This is a genomic window from Nocardia sp. NPDC057668 (assembly GCF_042799795.1).
Classification (GTDB): domain Bacteria; phylum Actinomycetota; class Actinomycetes; order Mycobacteriales; family Mycobacteriaceae; genus Nocardia.
Window position 1 is genome coordinate 725,380 of record NZ_JBHVIC010000005.1, and the last position, 20,432, is coordinate 745,811.

Below are 20,432 nucleotides of genomic sequence, written 5' to 3' on the forward strand. Positions count from 1 at the left end.
GTTCTTTCCCCCAAAGCAACTCGTGATCTCGCGAGTATCGGGGTAACTCACCGGGTACGGGCTGACTCTTCAACGCTGGAACGGAGAGCGGCCGACGCAACCTTCGGCGCACCTGAGTCATGCTTGAATTCGCGGAGAGGCGGAACAGGAACGGCCCCCGAGTCGTATCGCGGATGCAACTCACGCGATCCGGATCAGGACGTGATCCGGGACTCGGGGGCCGGGTGGCTGCCTGGGATTCGCTCAGCACTTCGCGCTACGTGAATCCGTGTGCAGCGATGGGTGCCTAGCGGGCAGCCACCTCACGCGTCCTCGAATAAACCATTACTCGAATCACCTCCTTCCTTGTGTACACACGAAACTAGTCGCGTGATCGACCGGCGGCAACGTATTTTCTCGGACCGCGAAATGGCAGGTCAGGACCGGGATACGGGAATAGTCCGGCGGATGTTCACGGTTCCATTCGGGTCGACTTCGACGAGGGTGTCCGCGCGATGGTCCGGGGGCAGTTGATGGGTGACGACCACGACCGTGCGGGCGGGGTCGGCCAGGCCGCTGTCCGCGTCCAGCAAGCGGCGCAGGAGTTCCGCGCCGGCTTCGGCTTCGAGGTGTTCGGTCGGCTCGTCCAGCAGCAGCACGGTGGCCGGGGAGAGCAGTGCCCGGGCCAGCAGCAGCCGGCGGCGCTGACCGCCCGAGACCGCGGCCGCGCCGCCGACCAGATCGGTGTCCAGGCCATCGGGCAGGGCGTCCAGCCACTCCCCCGCGCCGACCGCGCGCAGCGTGTGCTCGGCCTCGGCGGCGGTGATGTCGCCGCGGGCCGCGCGCAGGTTCTCCAGCACGCTGGTGCCGAACAGGTGGGCGTCCTCGGCGAAGAAGGTGACGCCGGGGCGCGGGGTGCCGAACAGGCCCGCCCAGGACATGAGCAGGGTGGTCTTGCCCGCACCGCTGGGGCCGGTGACCGCGATGCGGCGGCCGTCCGGCAGCGGCGGCGGTTCCGTTGCCGGAGCGCCGGTTTCGGACCGTTCCAGGCGGCGCAGCCGGCGCAGGGCGGCCCGGCCGTTGGTGAGGGCCTGGGCGGCGGCGGGCAGGACCGCGACCGCTTCGAAGGCCGAGAGCGGGACCAGCACGAGCACGGTGAGCGCCATCGGGCTGATGCCGCCCGGCTGCACCGTCTGGAAGCCGAGCACGCGGTCGCCGGAGCCGTTGCCGTACAGGGTGATACCGATCAGCAGCGCGCCCAGCACGCTGGCGCCGATGGAGAGCGGTAGCACGGCGGCCGCCCAGGCGCTGCGTGCCGCGGCCCGGTCCTCGGCGTCCACCGCGCGTCCGCCCGCGGCCTGTGCGGCCTCGATGGCGCCGGAAAGCCTTCCGGCGACGCGGAGTTCGGGTGCGTGGTCGAGCACGGTGAGCGCTTCGGCGGTGAACGCGGTCCGGTCGGCGCGCACCGCGATCTCGGCGTCGCGGGCCGCGTGCGCCGAGAGCCACGGCGCGAGGATCCCGGAAATCGCCAGTGCCGCCGCGAGAATCAGCGCCGCCGGGATGGAGATGACGGCGAGCAGCCCCACCGCGGCCAGGGACAGCACCGCCGCGACCGCGATGGGCACGAAGGCCCGTACGACCACGGCTCCGAGGTCGTCGATGTCCGCCCCGACCCGCCCCAGCAGTTCACCCCGGCGCAGTCGCGCCGGATCGCCCTGTCCCGCATCGGCTTCGATGCCGCTGCGCCGCGGTCGCCAGATGTCGGCTCCCGCCAGCGCCCGATAGGTTTTGGTCCGCGCCAGGCTCATGGACCGCAGGGCGACGTCGTGCGTGGCCAGCCGCTCGAGGTACCGGCACAGTCCCCGCGCGATCCCCAGCGCCCGGACGGTGACCACCGCGATGGTCAGGTCCAGCACCGGCGGCATCTCCCAGGCCCGCGCGATCAACCACGCCGCCAGCGCCGCCAGCGCGAACCCGCTCCCGAGCGCGGCCGTCCCCCACCCGATGGACACGGCCATCCGCCACCGCGAAAGCTCCAACAGCTCCCGCACCCCCCGAAAATCCGCCAGCATGCTCTTCATCGCGCTCCCGCCTACCGATCCCCGTGCCCAGCAGTCGAACTCGTCGTCATGGCGCCGGCATCACCCATCAAGTGGCGAGATGAGCCGCTCGCCATCGCGTTCGACACGTGGACGCCCGCTCGGGCCGCGTTCGAACTCATCGGCCGGGATCCGAAAACGTTGTCGCCGGCTGCCGGGCCGGGCCCGGGCGCGACCGGCCGGGCCGAATCGACATCCGTGGTCGGTACTGCCGCAGGTGCCGAGTCGGGGGACACGGCGTGGATAGCGTCGACAGGCAAGATCTCGTCCGCGATGGCGAGGACGGTTGGACGGTGGCCGACCAGAACGACGGTCGCGCCCGCCGCCGCGCGGGCGCGCAACGCCCGCAGGACGCGGGCCTCGGAGTCGGGGTCCAGGTGGGCGGTCGGCTCGTCCAAGAGGAGGACGGCGCGGTCGGCGGCGAGGGTGCGGGTCAGGGCGAGGCGCTGGCGCTGACCGAGGGACAGACCGGCGCCGTTCGCGCCCACCCGCGTGTTCCAGCCGTCTGGGAGTTCGGCCAGGACCTCGTCGAAACCGGTTGCGCGGCAGGCAGCGTCCAGGAGATCGGCGGCGGCGGGCGGGCCGAGGAGTTCGATGTTGTCGCGCAGGGTTCCGGGGACGAGCACCGGGCGCTGCGGCAGCCACGCCACCCGCGACCACCACGCGTCGGGGTCCAGTTCGGCCACGGGAACGCCGTCGATGGTGATCGCGCCCGCGGCGGGCGGCACCAGGCCCAGGATCGCCTGCAGGGCGGTCGATTTGCCGCTGCCGTTGGCTCCGGCCAGCACGGTGACCGCACCCCGGCGAATCGTGCCCGACAGCGCGTGCGGGGCCATGCCGTCCCGAGCCGCGACGGACAGTCCGCGAATCTCTATGTGACCGGATTGTTCTCGGGAATCGACCGAGCCCTGCCCCACCCCGGCTCCGGCAGCGCCGGGGGTGCGGGCCTCCGGCACGGCGGTGCGGGGGCCGATCGTGTCCGGGTCGAGTACGGCGAAAGCCTTCTCGGCGGCCGCCATTCCGTCCTGGGCGGCGTGGAAGCGCTCGCCGACCGCGCGCAGCGGCAGGTACACCTCGGGGGCCAGGATCAGCGCCAGCAGGCCCGCGTAGAGACCCATCTCGCCGTACACCAGGCGCAGGCCGATCGACACCGCCACGAGCGCGACCGACAGCGTCGCGAGGGCCTCGAGGACCATCGAGGACAGGAAGGCGATGCGCAGCGCGGACATGGTGCGCCGGTGCAGATCGTCGCCGAGGCGGCGCACGCGATGCTGCATGGTGGTGCGGTCGGCGACCGACGGCGTCTCGGCGTCGGGTCCGGTCGTCGATTCGGTCGCGCGAGCGCGCATCGGAGCCGGCTCGCCGTAGCGGTGCGGTGCGATAGGAACTGCCGCCGCACCGTCGCGGCCGCCTTCGCGGCCGAGCGCGCGCAGGGTCGGCATGCCGGCGAACAGGTCCAGCAGTTGATCCGAGAGCCGGGTGGTGGCGGTCAGGGTTTGCTCTGCGCGTCCCTTGGTGAGCAGCCCGATCAGGATCATGAAGATCGGGATCAGGGGCAGGGTGACCAGGATGATCGCGCCGGAGATCCAGTCGTGGGTGGCGATGACCACCAGCACGATCGGCGGAACCAGTAGTGAAAGCAGCAGGGCGGGCAGGTATCCCGCGAGGTAGGCGCGCAGCCCGCTCAGTCCCGAGCCGACCACGACCGCCAATTCGGTGCGCCGCGACTCCAATTCGCGCGGCGGCAGCTGCGCGCCGGCGGTGAGCACGGCGGTCTCCAGTTCGGCGACCACCCGCGCCCCCGCGCGGTGCGCGAGCCGGGACTGCCACCACGTGGCGGCGACCCGGCACAGCACGGCGATCGTGAAGATCGCCAATTCGGCACGCCACGAACCGATGTCACGCCGGCTCGGATCGGTGATGACCCCGGCGAGCACCCGCGCCAGGGCGAGCGCCGCGGCCACGATGCTCACCGTGGTCAGCAGCGACAACGCCACGCTCAGCGCCAGATACATGCGTGCCGAGCGGGCGTACCGCCACAGGCGCGGGTCTACCGGTCGTGCCATCGGTTCGAATCCGTACTGTCGTCGTTACTTCGAGGTGGATTCCACGGGCAGCCCGATCGAGGGCGGGATCTGCTCCACGGTCAGCCGCTGCCGGAACACCCAGTAGGTCCAGCCCTGGTAGATCAGCACCACCGGCACCATGGCCACCGCCACCCAGCTCATGACCACCAGCGTGTAGTGGGTCGAGCTGGCCGAGACCGTGCCGTCCCGCCCGTCGACGGTGAGGCTGAAGGCCGCGTCGATGGTGGAGGGCAGCACGTTCGGGAACAGTGCGCCGAACAGCAGCGCGGTCGCCGAGGCGATCGTGAGCGCGGTGCCGGTGAAGGCCCAGCCGTCCCGGCCCTGGGTGGCCGCGAAACCCGCGACCAGCAGTCCGATCACGGCCAGCGCCAGCGGAATCCAGGTCCAGCCCTTCCCGTAGGCGAGCTGGGTCCAGATGCCGAAGGCGGCGACCACCACGGCGGTGGGCACGAACAGCTTGCGCACCATCGCCTGTGCGGAGTCCCGCATCTCGTTGCCGGTCTTGAGGGTGATGAACACCGCGCCGTGCAGCAGGAACAGCAGCAGCGTGGTGAGCCCGCCGAGCAGCCCGTACGGGTTCAGCAGATCGAGCAGATTGCCCTCGATGTGCCTGCGCTCGTTGAGCTTCACCCCGCGCACGATGTTCGCGAAGGCCAGACCCCAGGCGAGCGCGGGAATCCAGGAGCCGAGCCCGATGCCGATGTCGCACCAGCGCCGCCACCGGTCGTCGTTGATCTTGCCGCGCCATTCGATGGCGCAGGCGCGCACGATCAACCCGACCAGGATCAGCAGCAGCGCGAGGTAGAACCCGGAGAACAGGCTCGCGTACCACTCCGGGAAGGCGGCGAACATCGCACCGCCGGCGGTGAGCAGCCACACCTCGTTGCCGTCCCACACCGGCCCGATCGTGTTCAGCACCACACGCTTTCGGGTCTCGTTGCCCTTCCCGAGGATCGGCATGAGCATTCCGACGCCGAAGTCGAAGCCCTCCAGCACGAAGTAGCCGGTGAAGAGCACCGCGATCAGCAAGAACCAGAATTCAGGGAGACTCATCCCGGGCTCCTAGTAGGCGAAGGAAAGCTTGTCGACGGAATCCCCGGGATCCCCGGTCATGCGCGGCCCGGTGTCGACGGGGGCCGGTGCTTCCGGTCCGGCGACGACGTAGCGGCGCATGAGATAGAACCAGGCGACCGCGAGCAGCCCGTACAGCAGCGTGAAGACCACCAGCGAGGTGACTACGGTGCCGGCCGATACGCCGGATACGCCCTCCTGCACGGTCATTCGAATGGACTGGTCCCCGTCCGGGTTGGGTGCGACCACCCAGGGCTGGCGGCCCATCTCGGTGAAGACCCAGCCGGACATGTTGCCCAGGAACGGTGTCGCGATGGCGAGCAGCGACAGCCACGAGAACCATTTCTGATCGGGGATGCGGCCGCGGCGGGTGACCCAGAACCCGGCCAGCACCAGCAGCAGCGACCCGGCCATCCAGGTGATCATCGCCCGGAAGGACCAGTAGGTGACGAAGAGGTTGGGCCGGTAGTCGCCGGGGCCGTACTTCTCGTTGTAGGACTGCTGCAGATCGACGACGCCTTCGAGGGTGACGTCGTTGAACCGGCCCTCGGCCAGCCACGGCAGCACGTACGGCACCTCGATGAGGTGGTCGACGCTGTCGCAGTTGTTGTGCGTGCCGACGGTCAGCACCGAGAAGTCGGGATCGGTTTCGGTGTGGCACAACGATTCCGCCGACGCCATCTTCATGGGCTGCTGTTTGAACATGAGCTTGCCCTGCACGTCGCCGGTGTAGACGAGGGCGACCGCGGCGATCAGCACGATCCAGGCGCCGACCCGGGAGGCCGAGCGCCACATGGTGCGGGCCTCGTGCAGCGGGGCCTCGGACCCTTCGGCCTTGGCCTGACGCGCCTTTCGCACCATCCACCACCCCGCGATGCCCGCGACGAAGGTGCCCGAGGTGAGGAACGCTCCGGCGACCACGTGCGGGAAGGCGGCGAGGGTGGTGTTGTTGGTGATGAGCGCCCAGATGCTGGTGAGCTCGGCGCGACCGGATTCGGGATTGAACTTCGCCCCGACCGGGTGCTGCATGAACGAGTTGGCCGCGATGATGAAGTACGCCGAGGCGTTCACACCGATGGCGACCAGCCAGATGGTTGCCAGATGCACCTTCTTCGGCAACCGGGTCCAGCCGAAGATCCACAGTCCGAGGAAGGTGGATTCCAGGAAGAAGGCGACCAGCGCCTCCATGGCCAGGGGTGCGCCGAAGACGTCACCGACGAAGCGGGAGTATTCGCTCCAGTTCATGCCGAACTGGAACTCCTGCACGATGCCGGTGGCAACACCGAGTGCGAAGTTGATCAGGAAGAGCTTCCCGAAGAACTTCGTGAGCCGTAACCAGTGCTCCTTTCCCGTGATCACCCATGCGGTCTGCATTCCGGCTACGACCGGGGCGAGACCGATGGTGAGCGGCACGAAAATGAAGTGATACACGGTGGTGATACCGAACTGCCAGCGCGCTAGATCCACGACGCTCATCCGACCTCCAGGCCGATCTACGACATGACGTAGTACCGAACAGTACGCCTTGCCGTCGTCAGATCAACGTGTGCCGCGCCATAGTGCGCCAAAAGTTTGCTGGAGTGTGATAGCAGATCCGACCGAAGTCCTGTTCAGCGCCGCGCGAGCATGGCGCCGGTCACGTGGACCCGGCCGGATTCCGCATTCCCGCTCGAACTACCAGTCCGCGACGCTCCCCGGCAGCGCGATGCCGCGGTCCACCAGCGCGGCGATCTCGGCGGCATTGTCGGGGGCCGACATGCGCAGCCCGTCCAGGGATTTGACCCGGGCGGCCAGGGTGATGCTGGAGAGCATCCAGACGCTGTCGGCGGTGATCAGATCCGCGGTGAACAGCGGCTCGTACCGGCAGTCCCACCCCGCCTTCTCGGCCTGGGTGAACAGCGCCCGCTGCGTGGTGCCCGGCAGGACGCCGATGCGCGCGGGCGGGGTGATGAGCTGGTTGTCGCGCGCCACAACCACTGTCGAGCGCGGGCCTTCCAGCACCCGGTGCTCGGTGCTGGTGAAGATGGCGTCGTCGGCGCCCATGCGCTGGGCGAAGCGCAGCGCGGCCATGTTCGTGGCGTAGGAGAGGGTTTTCGCGCCCAGTAGCTGCCAGGGTGCGGCCTGCGCCAGATCGACCGAGATGCCGCGCGAGAGTGTGATTACCGAAACACCCTCGGCGCGAGCTGTTTTCACCCGATCGGCCACGGCCTGCACCAAAACGTATCCGGTGGTTGGGGGTTCGGCGGCGGACATGCCACCGGCCTTGTTAGCTGATTGTTTGCCTGAACCCTGTTCGCTCTCCCGGCCGCGAGTCAGCGTCAGGCGCAGCATGCCCTCGCGCTCGCGCCCCCACTCCTCGGCCGCCAGCTCCACCGCGAAGCGCCAGGCGTCCAGGTCGGGCGCGGGCAGTTCGAGGGCCTGCGCCGAACGCCGCAGGCGCGCCAGATGCAGCTCCAGCGCGCAGGCCACGCCGTCGCGCACCAGCACCGTCTCGAAGATGCCGTCACCGCGCAGCGCACCGATGTCGTCCGCATACAACAGCGGCGCGTCCGGATCCCGGATCGCGCCGTCAAGAGTCACCAGAACCCGTTCCACCATGCAGCCGAGCCTAGGACAGCGCGCGCGTCACGGAGTGATAACCGCGTCGCCGGGACCGCGGGCCGGACCTGTCGCGCGGGCCGCGCCGGCCCGCGCGCGACACCCCCGACCGGCCCGCTGTCACCCCCGCCATCGCCCCCGCGCGACGCCCGCGATCGGCCCGTCGACGGGGTGCGATCCAACACGCGGCCGGAGGCCCGCGATCGAGCACCGCTAATGTGGTGGGGTGTCCTTCGAGGTAGCACCCAGTCCGATTCTGCAGTTTCCGGGGGCTGTCGCGGGGCCGCCCGGGTCTCCCGACGCGGCGGTCGCGTGGCATTACGGGGATCCGCTGGGCGAGCAACGCGCCGCGGTGCACCGGGTGGCGGTGATCGATCGCTCGCACCGATTCGTGCTGGCCATGACCGGTAAAGAGCGCTTGACGTGGCTGCACACCATCTCCAGCCAGCACGTGGCGGATCTGGGCGACGGGCAGTCCGCGGAGAACCTCGATCTCGATCTCAACGGCCGGGTGCTGCACCACTTCGTGCTCACCGAGCTGGACGGCACGGTGTGGATCGACACCGAGGCCGACCGCGGGCCCGAACTCCTGAACTTCCTGCAGAAGATGGTCTTCTGGGCCGACGCCAAGCCGGTGGCCGCGCCCGATCACGCGGTGCTGAGCCTGATCGGCCCGGACGCGGCGAAGCTGACCGGCGCCCTGGGCATCGACGCCCTGCCCGAGGTGTACCGGGCGGTGGCCCTGCCCGGCGGCGGTTTCCTGCGCCGCATGCCCTGGCCCACCGCGGACTCCTTCGACCTGATCATCCCGCGCGATCAGCTCGCCACCTGGTGGACGCGCCTGCGCGAGGCGGGCGCCGAGGCCGCGGGCAGCTGGACCTTCGAGGCGCTGCGCGTGGTGGCGCTGCGCCCGCGCATCGGCCTGGACACCGACGACCGCACCATTCCGCACGAGGCGAATTGGATCGGCGGCATCGAGCAGTTCGGCGCGGTGCACCTGAACAAGGGCTGCTACCGCGGCCAGGAGACGGTGGCGCGGGTCCACAATCTCGGCAAGCCGCCCCGGCACCTGGTGCTGCTGCACCTGGACGGCTCGGCGGACGCGCGCCCCGAGCCGGGCGAAGCCGTGACCGCCGGCGGCCGCGCGGTGGGCGTGCTGGGCACCGTCGTCGATCACTACGAATTCGGCCCCGTCGCACTGGCTTTGATCAAACGCAACATCCCCGCCGACACCGCGCTGACGGTGGGCCCGAGCGCCGCCTCCATCGACGCGGATTCGGTTCCCGCCCATGACGAACCGCAGGCCGGCCGGCTCGCCGTCGAGAAGCTGCGCGGTCGATGAACGCACCCGTGCCCGGCTCGGCCGGGCAGGTGCTCGCGGTGTGCGTGGTCTTCGAGGAGCTGGACAACCCCGGCCGGGTCGGCCGCACCGCCATCGACAAACGGCCGGTGCCGCACCGGGTTCCGGTGCGCCCGCTCGGTCTCGAGGGCGACCACGTCTGTGATGTCGAGCACCACGGTGGTGTGCACCAGGCCGTCTACGCCTACGCGGAGGAGGACGCGCGGCGCTGGGCGCAGGAGCTGGGCCGGGAGCTGCCGGCCGGCTGGTTCGGCGAGAATCTGCGCGTCTCCGGCCTGCCGGTGAGCGACGCCGTGCTGGGCGCGCGCTGGGCCATCGGCGACACCGTGCTGGAGGTGTCGGCGCCGCGCGTGCCGTGCGCCACCTTCCAGCGCTGGAGCGGTGAGCAGCAGTGGGTGAAAAGGTTCACCGCACAGGCGAATACGGGCGCCTACTTCCGGGTGATCACCGCGGGCACGATCGGCGCGGGCGACGCGGTGCGAGTGCTGTCCGAGCCCGCGCACGGGGTCACCGTGCGCGATCTGTTCACCGGCGCCGACATGGCGCGCCTGGAGCTGCTGCTCCGGTCCGAGCCGACCGTCTCCGACGATGTGCGCATGCAGATCGAGCGCCATCGGCGGCGGCACGACAACGCGGCGGCCCGGGCATCCCGGCCGTCGGAGGGAGCGAACGCGTGAGCGTGGATTTGGTGGAGGTCGTGCGCTCGGGGTTCCGCGAGTGCGTGCACCGCGGGTCGCTGGTGATCCTGCGCCCCGACGGTGAGCCGCTGGTCGAGCTGGGCGCCGTGCACGGCCCGATCTTCCCGCGCTCGACCAACAAGCCGCTGCAGGCACTGGGCCTGCTGCGCAACGGTTTCGAGCCGCTGGACCGGGCCGAGCTGGCCATCACCACCGCGTCGCACTTCGGCGAGCCCGATCACGTGGAGCTGGTGCAGCGTTTGCTGGACCGCTTCGGCTTCACCGAGGACGACCTGGAGTGCCCGCCGGACCTGCCGTCGGAGGAGCTTTCGCGCGCGGCGGTGCTGGCGGGGCGCGAGCGCAGCAAGGCGGCACGTCCGATCTTCATGAACTGCTCCGGCAAACACGCCGCCATGCTCGCGACCTGCAAGCTCAATGGCTGGCCGACCAGCGGATACATGGAGCTCGGGCATCCGCTGCAGCAGTCGGTGCTCGCGACGATCGCCGATGTCACCGGTGAGCCGGAGACCGATCTGGGCATCGACGGCTGCGGGCTGCCGATCGTGCCGGTATCGCTGGTGAATCTGGCCCGGGCCTACGCCACGCTGACCACCGCGCCGGAAGGTAGCCCGGAACGCGCCGTGGCGGACGCGATTCGCGCGCACCCGCGAGTGATTTCCGGCACGGACGGTCCCGATCTGCGGATCATGACCGCGACCCCCGGGCTGCTCTGCAAGATCGGCGCGGACGGGGTGCACGCGGGTGCGCTGCCCGACGGTTCGGCCTTCGCCTACAAGATCGACGACGGCGCGGATCGCGCGCGACTGCCGCTGACCACGGCCATTCTGCAGCGTATGGGTATCGAGTGGACCGACGAGCACGTGGAGCTGGCGGCCACCCCGGTGCTCGGCGGCGGCGCCCGGGTGGGTGTCATTCGCGCGATTCCGGGGGTGCTCTGACCCCGGAATCCCATCGGCCCGATTCTCGTTCGACAGCCCGGAACGCCTCTCGGCGGCGGTCCCGGGCGGCACTTCGGCGCTTTCTGCCCCACTCCTGGAAGCGAGACCGCCTGACACACGCTAAAGTGTCTGTCAGGAAGATTATTAATTCGAACGGGGCCGCCAAACCACCCCAGGCCGCCCCGCAGTGACGCGAGGGGGTCAGCCATGGGCCGTGGCCGGGCTAAGGCAAAGCAGACCAAGGTAGCGCGCGAGCTCAAGTACAGCTCGGCGCCTACCGACTTCAAGAACCTTCAGCGCGAGCTGTCGGGGAGTGAGCTGTCAGGAAGTCCCGCGGACTTGCCTCGGAGCCCAGTGCTTTCCGACGAGCACGACGCGAAGGACTCGCAGTCGCGCTGGGACGAAGACGACTACGACGACTGGCGCCGCTGACTCGGATTTTCTCGACGTTCCAAGGGGCAGGCCCGTGTACGGTCTGCCCCTTCGGCACGTCGCCCCGAGTCTTCGACGACATTCTTTCCGGATAGCCGATTCACACGCGTCTCACCCACCAGGGTGAGGCGCAGACGTGTGTTCTCGGTAGCTGACGCGCTGCGAGCCTCCAGCCGCAACGGATCAACTACCCCCACACCGGAATTCGACATTCCAGACAAATAGCAAGGCCCCGAGCACTCGAAAGTGCTCGGGGCCTCTGCTATGTCTTCGTCGCCCAGCTTCGCTCGCCTAAGCCTTGCTCGCCGATGTCTTCATCGCATCCGCGCCACTGATCTCGCAAGGATCGGGGTAACTCCAGGGGTACGGGCTAATTGGCCCCGCGCCCAACCGCCGGCGGCCGACGCAACTTGTCCCACCGCCCGAGTCTGGCTCGAATTCGCGGAGAGGCGGGAGAGCCCCGCACCCAACCGCCGGCGGCCGACGCAACCGCAGTACCGCCCGAGTCAGGCTCGAGTTCCCGGAGAGGCGGGGGAGGCTCAGAAGCGCGGGTGCTCGCCCAGCAGGACGGCGCGGACGGCGTCGGCGTCCTTGGCCTTCTTCACCGTGCCGAGGGTCCAGCAGTCGATGTGGCGGGCCGTCAGGACGGCCAGGGCGCGGTCGGCGTCCTCGGGGGCCACGATCGCGACCATGCCGATGCCCATGTTGAAGGTCTTCTCCATCTCGGCGCGCTCGACGCGGCCGCGCTGGGCGATGAGCTTGAACACCGGGGCCGGGTTCCAGGTGCCGCGGTCGAGCTCGGCGACCATGCCGGGCGGGAGCACGCGGGCCAGGTTCTGGGCCAGGCCGCCGCCGGTGACGTGCGAGAAGGTGCGCACGTCGGTCTCGGCGATCAGGGCCAGGCAGTCCTTGGCGTAGATCTTGGTCGGCTCGAGCAGTTCCTCGCCGAGGGTGCGGCCGAATTCTTCGACGTGCCCGGCCAGGGACATGCGGTCGATGTCGAGCAGCACCTTGCGGGCCAGGCTGTAGCCGTTGGAGTGCAGGCCCGAGGAGCCCATGGCGATGACGACGTCGCCCGCGCGCACGCGGTCGGGGCCGAGCACGGCGTCGGCTTCCACCACGCCGACGCCGGTGCCGGAGATGTCGTAGTCGTCCGCGCCCATGAGGCCCGGGTGTTCGGCGGTCTCGCCGCCGAGCAGCGCGCAGCCTGCCTGGATGCAGCCCTCGGCGATGCCGGAGACGATCTGCGCCACGCGCTCGGGCACGACCTTGCCGACGGCGATGTAGTCCTGCAGGAACAGCGGCTCCGCGCCACACACCACCAGATCGTCGACCACCATGGCGACCAGGTCGAGCCCGACGGTGTCGTGCTTGTCCATGGCCTGCGCGATGGCGATCTTGGTGCCGACGCCGTCCGTGGAGGCGGCCAGCAGCGGCTCCTTGTAGCCACCCTTGAGTGCGAACAGTCCGGCGAATCCGCCGAGTCCACCCTGTACCTCGGGCCGGCTGGCCTTCTTGGCCAGCGGTGCGAACAGTTCTACTGCGCGGTCGCCGGCTTCGATGTCCACTCCGGCCGCCGCGTAGGAAGCACCGGCGCCACTGGGTGTCTGTTCAGTCATTGTCGGGGAGAGCTCCAAGCCGAATCGGGGTGGATAGATGCCTGATCACAGTACCGCCTCCCCGATTACTTCAGCGCACGGCCTTGGAGCCGTCGACCCTTCCAGCACGCGTAGTTGCGATAGCAACCGCATCCATTTTGGGCGTGCCCCACGAGTTACCGCGACCGGAACCAAATCAGCCATCGCCTCGTCGAACGGGGCCGCACAGAGTATTCGTGCCCGCCCGCGGTATCCGCGGGCGGGCACGAGGTGGCTTCATGCGAATTTACGGGCGGCTCAGGGCGCTCGCGTTTGCGTTGTCCGCCAAGAGTTCCGACTCCTTCGCGCCGCCGAGGACGCTTTCCAGGACGTTCTTGCCGATCGCGGACTCGGCGGGGAGCTCGATCGGGTACTGGCCGTCGAAACAGGCGCAGCACAGGCGCGAGCGGGGCTGTTCGGTGGCGGCGACCATCTCGTCGATGGAGATGTAGCCGAGGCTGTCGGCGCCGATCGAGCGGCGCACGCCCTCGACCATGTCGTCGACGCTGGTGCCCGCGATGCCACCGGTGCCCGCGCCGTTGGCGATCAGCTCCGCGCGCGAGGCGAAGTCGATGCCGTAGAAGCAGGGCCACTTGACCGGCGGCGAGGCGATCCGCACGTGGATCTCCAGGGCGCCCGCCTCCCGCAGCATGCGGATCAGGGCGCGCTGGGTGTTGCCGCGCACGATCGAGTCGTCCACCACGATGAGCCGCTTGCCGCGGATGACCTCGCGCAGCGGGTTCAGCTTGAGCCGGATGCCGAGCTGGCGGATGGTCTGGCTGGGCTGGATGAAGGTGCGGCCCACGTAGGCGTTCTTCATCAGGCCCTGCCCGTACGGCACGCCCGAGCCCTGGGCGTAGCCGACCGCGGCCGGGGTGCCCGACTCGGGGACGGGGATGACGAGGTCGGCCTCGACGGGGTGTTCCAGGGCGAGGCGGCGGCCGATGTCGACGCGGGTCGAGTGCACCGAGCGGCCGGAGATGGTGCTGTCCGGGCGAGCGAGGTACACGAATTCGAAGACGCAGCCCTTGGGCGTCGGGTTGGCGAAGCGCGAGGAGCGCACACCGTCGGCGTCGATCGCCAGGAGTTCACCCGGTTCGATCTCGCGGACGAAGGAGGCGCCGACGATGTCGAGGGCGGCGGTCTCGCTGGCGACCACCCAGCCACGGTCCAGGCGGCCGAGGCAGAGCGGGCGGACACCGTGCGGATCACGCGCGGCGTAGAGGGTGTGCTCGTCCATGAAGGCGAGGCAGAACGCGCCCTTCACGGTCGGCAGCAGCTCCATGGCCGCCTGTTCGATGCTCTTGTCGGCGGCGGCGTGCGCGAGCAGCGCCGTCATCACGTCGGAGTCCGAGGTGGCGGCGATCGGACCGGCCAGCCGTCCGCTGATGAGGCCGAGTTCGCGTGCGCGAGTGGCCAATTCGGCGGTGTTCACGAGATTTCCGTTGTGCCCCAAGGCAAGTCCGGTACCGACCGCGGTGGTGCGGAAGATCGGCTGGGCGTTCTCCCAGCTGGTGGACCCGGTGGTGGAGTAGCGGCAATGGCCAACGGCCACATGGCCGGGCATCGCCGCGAGGGTCTGTTCGTCGAAGACCTGGCTCACCAGGCCCAGATCCTTGAAGACCAGGATCTGGGAGCCGTCGGAAACAGCGATGCCCGCCGCCTCCTGGCCCCGATGCTGCAGTGCGTAGAGTCCGTAGTACGTGAGCTTGGCCACATCCTCGCCCGGAGCCCAGACACCGAAAACACCGCATTCTTCGCGAGGTTCGTTCTCGGGCTGATCGGGGGTGGTGGCTTCGGGGGGCTGGGTCACCGTTTGCTCCCTGTTAGGCGGGCGGGGGGCAGGACCCATCCTACGGGTAACCATCGCGCAACCCACCGCTGGGATAACGGGAACGAGACCGCGAATGCTGTTAGCGTTCGACGGTGGCGAGCACGGAGAATTCGGCATCGAGTCCCAAGGCCCGGCATCTCACCCCGATTCGGTGGGCATTGCCGATCGTGGTGGTCACCCTGCTGGCCTCACTGCTGGGCGTGATGTACCTCGATTACATCGTCGATCCGGAGAAGAATCTCCACGACTTCCCGATCGCCCTGGTGAATCAGGACGACGGGGACGATCTGGGGACGCCGGAGAAGCCGCAGAAGGTGAACTTCGGCGATCAGGTCGCCAAGGGCCTGCAGGACGCGGTGCCCTCGGACAAGATCGATCTTCGAGTGCTCGGCATCAACGAGGCGCAGCTGCAGATGCAGTCGGCGCAGGTGTACGGGACCATCATCATTCCGAGCGACTTCTCCAAGCGGCTCGGCATTCTCGGGGTGGGCAGTGTGGTGCCCGGCGAGATCTCCAAACCCGTCATCACCTTGCAAACCAACCCGCGCACCGGAGCTTTCGCGACCGCCATCACCCAGAAGTTCGGTGAGCAGGCGCTGTCGCAGGTGCAGGAGCAGGTGGGTAAGCAGCTCACCGAGCAGGTCAAGGCCGAGCTCGCGCCGGCGCCGGGCGGTCCGCCCGCGCCGGAGCTCACCGCGGCCACGACGCTGGTGCTGGCCGAACCGCTCGATATCGTCGTGGACCAGTTCCGGCCGCTGCCGGGCGGTTCCGGAGAGGGCCTGACTGCGTTCTTCTACAGCCTGCTGTTGCTGCTGATCGGCATGGTCGGCGCGATGATCATTCATCAGCTCATCGATTCCGCGCTCGGGTTCCTGCCCACCGAATGGGGACCCTGGTACGTGCACTACCCGAAGGCGCCGATCTCCCGGGTGCGCACGCTGCTGCTGAAATGGGCCGCGGTGGTGACCATGGCGGTATTGGTCTCGGCGGCGCTGATGGCGATCGCCGAGGGCCTGGGCATGCCGATCGACAAACCGCTGCTGCTGTTCATCTACGGGGCGTTCGTGATCACGGCGGTCGGGGTGACGTGCACCTCGACGCTCGCGGCGGTGGGCACGGCGGGCCTGATCATCAACCTGATCATCTTCATCATCCTGGGCCTGCCGTCCTCGGGCGGAACGGTGCCGATCGAGGCGACGCCCAAGTACTTCGGGTGGCTGGCCAATTTCGAGCCCATGCACCAGGTGTTCCTGGGCACCCGCTCGATCCTGTATTTCGAGGGCAACGCGCAGGCCGGGCTGGCGCGCGGGTTCTGGATGTCGGCGCTCGGGCTGGCCATCGGACTGGTGTTCGGTCTGGGAATCACCGCCTACTACGACCGCAAAGGCTTGGAGCGCAAGCCCTCCGCCGAGGCCGCGACCCCGGCCTGATCGACCCGCCGGGTTCACGCACAAGGGCTCCCAACCCGCCGGGTTCACGCGCGAGGGCTCCCGGCCCGCCGGGTTCGCAAGCAGGGGCTCCCGACTCGCCGGGTTCACGCACAAGGGCTCCCGGCCCGCCGGGTTCGCACGCAGGGGCTCCCGACTCGCCGGGTTCACGCACAAGGGCTCCCCACTCGATCGTGGTCACCTGCGCGCAGGAGCTTCCGATTCCCCGGGACTTACGGTCCGATCGCGGCGACCCGGGCAGCTCCGGGAAGGGCGGCGGCATGGGCGGCACGATCTCGGCCCGGGTCCGGCCACCGGTGCGCGCCCGGCTCAGAGCGGGGCGATGGGCAGCCAGCGGGCGATGTCGCCGGCCCGGCTGCCGGATGCGGTGAGCGCGCCGGAGTCGAGTGCGTCGTCGAATGCCAGCAGTCCGGTGGCGAGCAGAAGCCAAGTGCGAGCATCGGTTTCGACGACATTGGGTGGCGTCCCCCGGGTGTGCCGCAGCCCTTCGATGCACTGCACCGCCACGTACGGCGGCACCCGCACCTCGACCGAGCCCCCGGGTGCGTCCGCCGCGAGAGCCCGCGCGGTACCCCGGACGGCGGCGCCCAGCTCCTTGCGTCCGGGCGCGGCCGCGGTCTCGTCCCGCAGCCACTCCCCCACCGCTTCGACTGCGGCCCTGACCTCCGCCGGATCGACCTTCCCTCGTGCTGCCACGGTCCAGAGGCTACCGGCGCGGCCCGACAGGGCGGCTGCGTAGCGCCCGTGCGACGCGTTCGGCCGGTTCCATCGCGCATCGGCAGCGCCGCGCGCCCGGCGGGACGCACAGGGCAACGCCACGTCACCGCGGCCGAAGACACGGCGCGGTGGCGAAGGTCGCGGCGTGCGCACCAGCCCGGCGGTCGTGGCCGGGGCACGCTCAGGGCAGTAGATCGGCCTCGCCGGAGCGCGTGGTGTCCGCGTCCGCCGGTGGCTCGACCGGGGTCGAGTCCGAGTGCACCGGCGGGGTGAGCAGCCGCGCCACGATCGGCAGCGCCGCGCCCCCGGCGTTGATCGCGGTGTGCAGCAGCGCGGGCGCGAGCGCGCTGCCGGTCCGCTCGTAGAGGTGGTCCAGGACGACCCCGGCCAGGGCGGTGACGCCGACGGTCCCGGCCACCGGGTCGCCCGCCGACCGTGCGGGCCGAATATGGGCCAGCCCGAAAGTCAGTGCCCCCAGCCATTTTCCGGGCCGGCCCAGCCGCTCGCGCAACAGCGGCGTCAGCGTCGCGCGAAAGACGAGTTCCTCCGCGTAGACGGTCCCGATCGGGATGTGCACGGCGGTCCATTCGGCGGCGGAGACGTCCGGCCCGCGATCGGCCAGCTCGGCCAGGTGCCGCCGCACCCGCGGAACGGCAAGTGCCGCACCGTAACCGCCCGCGACCACGCCCGCCGCGACCGCCCCGGCGCCGAGCCCGCGCCGGGACACCCACCGCGGCCGCCCGCCCAGCGCGAGCGCGTACGCGGTGGCGAACACCGCGTTGGCGGTGGTCCGCCCGCGCACGTTCAACTCGAGCGCGGGCAGCACGACGTTGCTCCACACCACCGGAAGCCCCACGGCCGCAGCAAGTCTCACCCCGGCCGCCGGCGTCGAAGCCGGTTCGTCCCGACCAGTGCCCGACCGGGGAATCGCCCCACCCGTCCGCGCCGTCACCGCGCGCTCGCCCGGACCTCGCCGGTCCACCTGCTGTCGTACACGGTCGTCGAGGCGAGCGGCTCGACCCCGGACAGGCCGTGCGGCGACCGTCCGCGGCCCGTTCGGGCCGCACCGGCGCGGCGGGGCACCTTATTTCACCGTTCGTTCGAACATCTCCGCCAATTCGATTTGGGTGCGGATCTTTTCGCCGAGTTCGGGGGTCCAGTCGGGTGGGGCGGCGATCGACACCCAGCCGTCCAGGACCAGGGAGCCGTAGCGGTGGCCGTGGCCGTCGCTGACGCCCTGGGCATTGGTGAGGTCGGCGGCGACCTGCCAGAAAGTGACGAAGGGCCACCAGCGCATCTGGGACGAGACATCGGAGCCGCGCGGTTCGGAGAGCCAATCCGGTTGCGACGTCAGGAGATCGGTGGACCACCAGACGATCGGGTCGGACGGGTGCATGAGGTAGGCGATGCGGGGGCGGCGCCAATCGTCCGAGGGCTGGGCGAGGTCGTCGGCGGCGGCGGCGAAGCGCACCACCAGCCCGTCGGCGTAGATCGGCTGCACCTCGCGGGTGCCCGGGTCGCGGCGCGAAATGAACTGCTCCCACAGGCGATTGGAGTTCGGCGGGCCGACCCAGAGCGCGCCGTCGACCTTGGAGCGCAGGTCGGCGAGCCCGGTGAAGGCCGCCTCGGACCCCTGCGAGCCCAGGCTCTCGCCGTAGACGAGCAGTTTGGGCCGCGACTCCGGCGGGCGCGCGGACCAGCGCTCGTACACCGCGTCGAACATCTTCTTCCCGGCGACCGCCACCTTCTCGCGGTCCGCGAGGAAGGACAGCACGCTGGGCAGGTACGAGTACTGCGAGGCGAGAATCGCGGTGTCGCCGTTGTACATGTACTCGAGCGCGGCCGCGCTCATGGTGTTGACCCACCCGGTGCCGGTGGTGGTGACGATGACCAGAACCTTGCGGTCGAAGGCCCCGGTGCGCTCGAGTTCGGCGACCGCCAGCTGTTCCTCGGTGACCTCCGGGGTCGCGGACTGCAGGCCGACGTACACCCGAATCGGCTGGCGCGCGGGCTTTCCGGTGGCGGCGGTGATCAACATGGGGTCGGGTCCGTGCGAGACGAACCAGCGTCCCTCCGAGCCCAGGGTCTCCCATTTGGCGAGCGATTCCGGGCTGCCCGAGCGTTCGGGCAGCGTGGGCTGCACCGCGAACGGCGTCATTTTGTCGTTGCGCGCGCTGAAGGCGGAGTTGGCGACGCTGAAGAAGGCGCGGGTGGCGACGCCGTTGAACAGGGTCACGATGAGGACCGTGAGCAGCAGCGCCCCGGTGGCGGGCGCGAGCCCGGCCGGGATCCGGACCCAGCGGCTGAGCTGGCGGCCGAGGTAGCGCACGAGTTCGCGCAGTGTGCGATAGACCGCCACCACGAGCGCCCCGACCGCGAAACTCAGTGCGCCGGTGCGCAGATAGGCCGCGCGCGTGGTGCCTTCCATCCCCATCAGGCTGGTGATCTCGCGCTGCCAGTCGGCGGAGAGCACGAGCATGTAGGCGGCGACGAGCGCGCAGGTGAGCACGATCGCGACCTTGACCGCGTAGCGCACCCACTCCGGCGGTCCGGCGAACTTCAGCCGCGGCCGGATCCACAGGAAGAACAGCCACTGCAGCACGCAGCCGACGCCGTAGCCGAGTGCGGCGTTGATGCCGGAGATGAGGCCCTGGAACAGCCAGTCGCGCGGCACCAGCGACGGCGTGACCGACCACGCGAAGAACAGCGTCGCCACCACGAGCCCCGTGTGATTGAGGTCGATGATCTCTTCGACCCGCCGGGCCGCGACCGCGACCCGCCGTCCCCAACCGTGCCTGACCAGCGCCGCGCCCCTGATGCGCAGCCGTCTCAAGGCACGAGCGGAGTCCAGCACCCGTCAAGTATGGCCGCAGCCCGCCCGAATCCGGGGACTTGCGCGTGTGAGAGCCACCATCGCGGCAACCCGCCGGGTATCGCCCGCGCGGCCCCGCGCCGGGATATCCACAGCTATCCCCAGCCGTTGCATCTACCCATCGGCACTCGAGTAGTTGTACGGGGTTCGCGGGCGGCGGCGCACAGCAGACTCGATTCCCATGAGCACCAACGGCCCACAGACCAAGAGCACCATGGCATTTCTGGCCCAGGCCGCCATCGCCTTCGTCGTCAGCTTCACCGCCACCATCATCGGGATCGTGAAGCTGCCCCTGGACATCTGGCAGCGCGGGTTCCTCGCGATGACGGCCCTGTTCCTGGTGAGCAGCACGTTCACCCTGGCGAAGGTCATTCGCGACATGCACGAGGCCCAGCGGCGCGCCGGAGAGAACGGCCTCCCATGGTCCAGCTGACCCAGCAGCTCCAGATGATGCCCCCGGTGTTCCAGTTCATCGGCCCGCTGGTCCAGGCGCGCCCGTTCGCCGGCCCCCTGCGCCATCGATGGACACGCCGCAGCGGCTTCGCCTCACCGAATTCCTAGCGCACGGCTGGGGAGCCGTCGCCGGCCGGGCACGCGTGGTGCGGTTGAGAGCGGGGCGCGATTTCGGGGGTGCCCCCGGAGTTACCCCGACCGGAACCAAA

The 20,432-nt window shown here is 69.8% G+C and carries 17 protein-coding genes; 7 read left to right on the top strand and 10 right to left on the bottom strand.

Annotated features, from left to right (window positions below; all coding sequences use genetic code 11):
- Positions 1-416: 416 nt before the first annotated feature.
- The 5 genes from ACFVBH_RS30525 to ACFVBH_RS30545 form a co-directional block, all read right to left on the bottom strand.
- On the bottom strand, positions 417-2,060 hold the full coding sequence (locus ACFVBH_RS30525; RefSeq protein WP_379006856.1) for an ATP-binding cassette domain-containing protein: 1,644 nt from the start codon (positions 2,058-2,060) through the stop codon (positions 417-419).
- An 11-nt stretch (positions 2,061-2,071) separates the two neighbouring features.
- Positions 2,072-4,144: an ABC transporter ATP-binding protein/permease gene (locus ACFVBH_RS30530; RefSeq protein ID WP_379006858.1), complete on the bottom strand. Its 2,073-nt coding sequence runs from the start codon at positions 4,142-4,144 to the stop codon at positions 2,072-2,074.
- A 24-nt stretch (positions 4,145-4,168) separates the two neighbouring features.
- Positions 4,169-5,218 (bottom strand): cytochrome d ubiquinol oxidase subunit II, encoded by a 1,050-nt coding sequence (gene cydB, locus ACFVBH_RS30535; protein WP_354985841.1) that lies wholly within the window; start codon positions 5,216-5,218, stop codon positions 4,169-4,171.
- A gap of 9 nt (positions 5,219-5,227) precedes the next feature.
- The gene (locus ACFVBH_RS30540) at positions 5,228-6,712 is read right to left on the bottom strand and encodes a cytochrome ubiquinol oxidase subunit I (protein ID WP_354985842.1); all 1,485 of its coding nucleotides are present in this window, start codon (positions 6,710-6,712) and stop codon (positions 5,228-5,230) included.
- Between the two features lie 198 nt (positions 6,713-6,910).
- The gene (locus tag ACFVBH_RS30545) at positions 6,911-7,834 is read right to left on the bottom strand and encodes an aminodeoxychorismate lyase (protein ID WP_354985843.1); all 924 of its coding nucleotides are present in this window, start codon (positions 7,832-7,834) and stop codon (positions 6,911-6,913) included.
- Between the two features lie 226 nt (positions 7,835-8,060).
- On the opposite strand from ACFVBH_RS30545, the gene ACFVBH_RS30550 reads away from it, so the two are divergent.
- The 4 genes from ACFVBH_RS30550 to ACFVBH_RS30565 all read left to right on the top strand — a co-directional run bounded on the left by ACFVBH_RS30550 (position 8,061) and on the right by ACFVBH_RS30565 (position 11,262).
- Positions 8,061-9,176 carry a folate-binding protein gene (locus ACFVBH_RS30550; RefSeq protein ID WP_354985844.1) on the top strand — a complete coding sequence of 372 codons (1,116 nt, stop codon included), beginning with the start codon at positions 8,061-8,063 and terminating at the stop codon, positions 9,174-9,176.
- Positions 9,173-9,871, top strand: coding sequence for an MOSC domain-containing protein (locus tag ACFVBH_RS30555; RefSeq protein WP_354985845.1), 699 nt, complete (start codon positions 9,173-9,175; stop codon positions 9,869-9,871). The genes ACFVBH_RS30550 and ACFVBH_RS30555 overlap by 4 nt, the downstream gene beginning before the upstream one ends.
- On the top strand, positions 9,868-10,830 hold the full coding sequence (locus ACFVBH_RS30560) for an asparaginase (protein ID WP_354985846.1): 963 nt from the start codon (positions 9,868-9,870) through the stop codon (positions 10,828-10,830). Before ACFVBH_RS30555 ends, ACFVBH_RS30560 begins: the two co-directional genes overlap by 4 nt.
- 207 nt (positions 10,831-11,037) lie before the next feature.
- The gene (locus ACFVBH_RS30565) at positions 11,038-11,262 is read left to right on the top strand and encodes a DUF3073 domain-containing protein (RefSeq protein WP_354985847.1); all 225 of its coding nucleotides are present in this window, start codon (positions 11,038-11,040) and stop codon (positions 11,260-11,262) included.
- 539 nt (positions 11,263-11,801) lie between these two features.
- Here ACFVBH_RS30565 and purM read toward each other — a convergent pair.
- Both purM and purF read right to left on the bottom strand, forming a co-directional pair.
- Complete coding sequence (gene purM / locus ACFVBH_RS30570) at positions 11,802-12,881, bottom strand: phosphoribosylformylglycinamidine cyclo-ligase (protein ID WP_354985848.1); 1,080 nt, start codon at positions 12,879-12,881, stop codon at positions 11,802-11,804.
- Positions 12,882-13,146: 265 nt separating this feature from the next.
- Complete coding sequence (gene purF / locus ACFVBH_RS30575; protein WP_354985849.1) at positions 13,147-14,712, bottom strand: amidophosphoribosyltransferase; 1,566 nt, start codon at positions 14,710-14,712, stop codon at positions 13,147-13,149.
- A gap of 113 nt (positions 14,713-14,825) precedes the next feature.
- On the opposite strand from purF, the gene ACFVBH_RS30580 reads away from it, so the two are divergent.
- Positions 14,826-16,163 (top strand): YhgE/Pip domain-containing protein, encoded by a 1,338-nt coding sequence (locus ACFVBH_RS30580; protein ID WP_379006866.1) that lies wholly within the window; start codon positions 14,826-14,828, stop codon positions 16,161-16,163.
- 327 nt (positions 16,164-16,490) lie between these two features.
- Here ACFVBH_RS30580 and ACFVBH_RS30585 read toward each other — a convergent pair whose 3' ends face one another.
- The 3 genes from ACFVBH_RS30585 to ACFVBH_RS30595 form a co-directional block, all read right to left on the bottom strand.
- Positions 16,491-16,877, bottom strand: a complete 387-nt coding sequence (locus ACFVBH_RS30585; protein WP_354985851.1) for a sterol carrier family protein — start codon at positions 16,875-16,877, stop codon at positions 16,491-16,493.
- A gap of 202 nt (positions 16,878-17,079) precedes the next feature.
- Positions 17,080-17,754 carry a CPBP family intramembrane glutamic endopeptidase gene (locus ACFVBH_RS30590; RefSeq protein ID WP_379006869.1) on the bottom strand — a complete coding sequence of 225 codons (675 nt, stop codon included), beginning with the start codon at positions 17,752-17,754 and terminating at the stop codon, positions 17,080-17,082.
- Positions 17,755-17,982: 228 nt separating this feature from the next.
- Positions 17,983-19,752: an alpha/beta hydrolase gene (locus tag ACFVBH_RS30595; protein WP_379006872.1), complete on the bottom strand. Its 1,770-nt coding sequence runs from the start codon at positions 19,750-19,752 to the stop codon at positions 17,983-17,985.
- 199 nt (positions 19,753-19,951) lie between these two features.
- Between ACFVBH_RS30595 and ACFVBH_RS30600 the strand changes: the two genes are divergently transcribed.
- Together ACFVBH_RS30600 and ACFVBH_RS30605 are read left to right on the top strand one after the other, a co-directional pair.
- The gene (locus ACFVBH_RS30600; protein ID WP_354985854.1) at positions 19,952-20,203 is read left to right on the top strand and encodes a YiaA/YiaB family inner membrane protein; all 252 of its coding nucleotides are present in this window, start codon (positions 19,952-19,954) and stop codon (positions 20,201-20,203) included.
- On the top strand, positions 20,191-20,331 hold the full coding sequence (locus ACFVBH_RS30605; protein ID WP_379006875.1) for a hypothetical protein: 141 nt from the start codon (positions 20,191-20,193) through the stop codon (positions 20,329-20,331). Before ACFVBH_RS30600 ends, ACFVBH_RS30605 begins: the two co-directional genes overlap by 13 nt.
- Positions 20,332-20,432 lie beyond the last annotated feature (101 nt).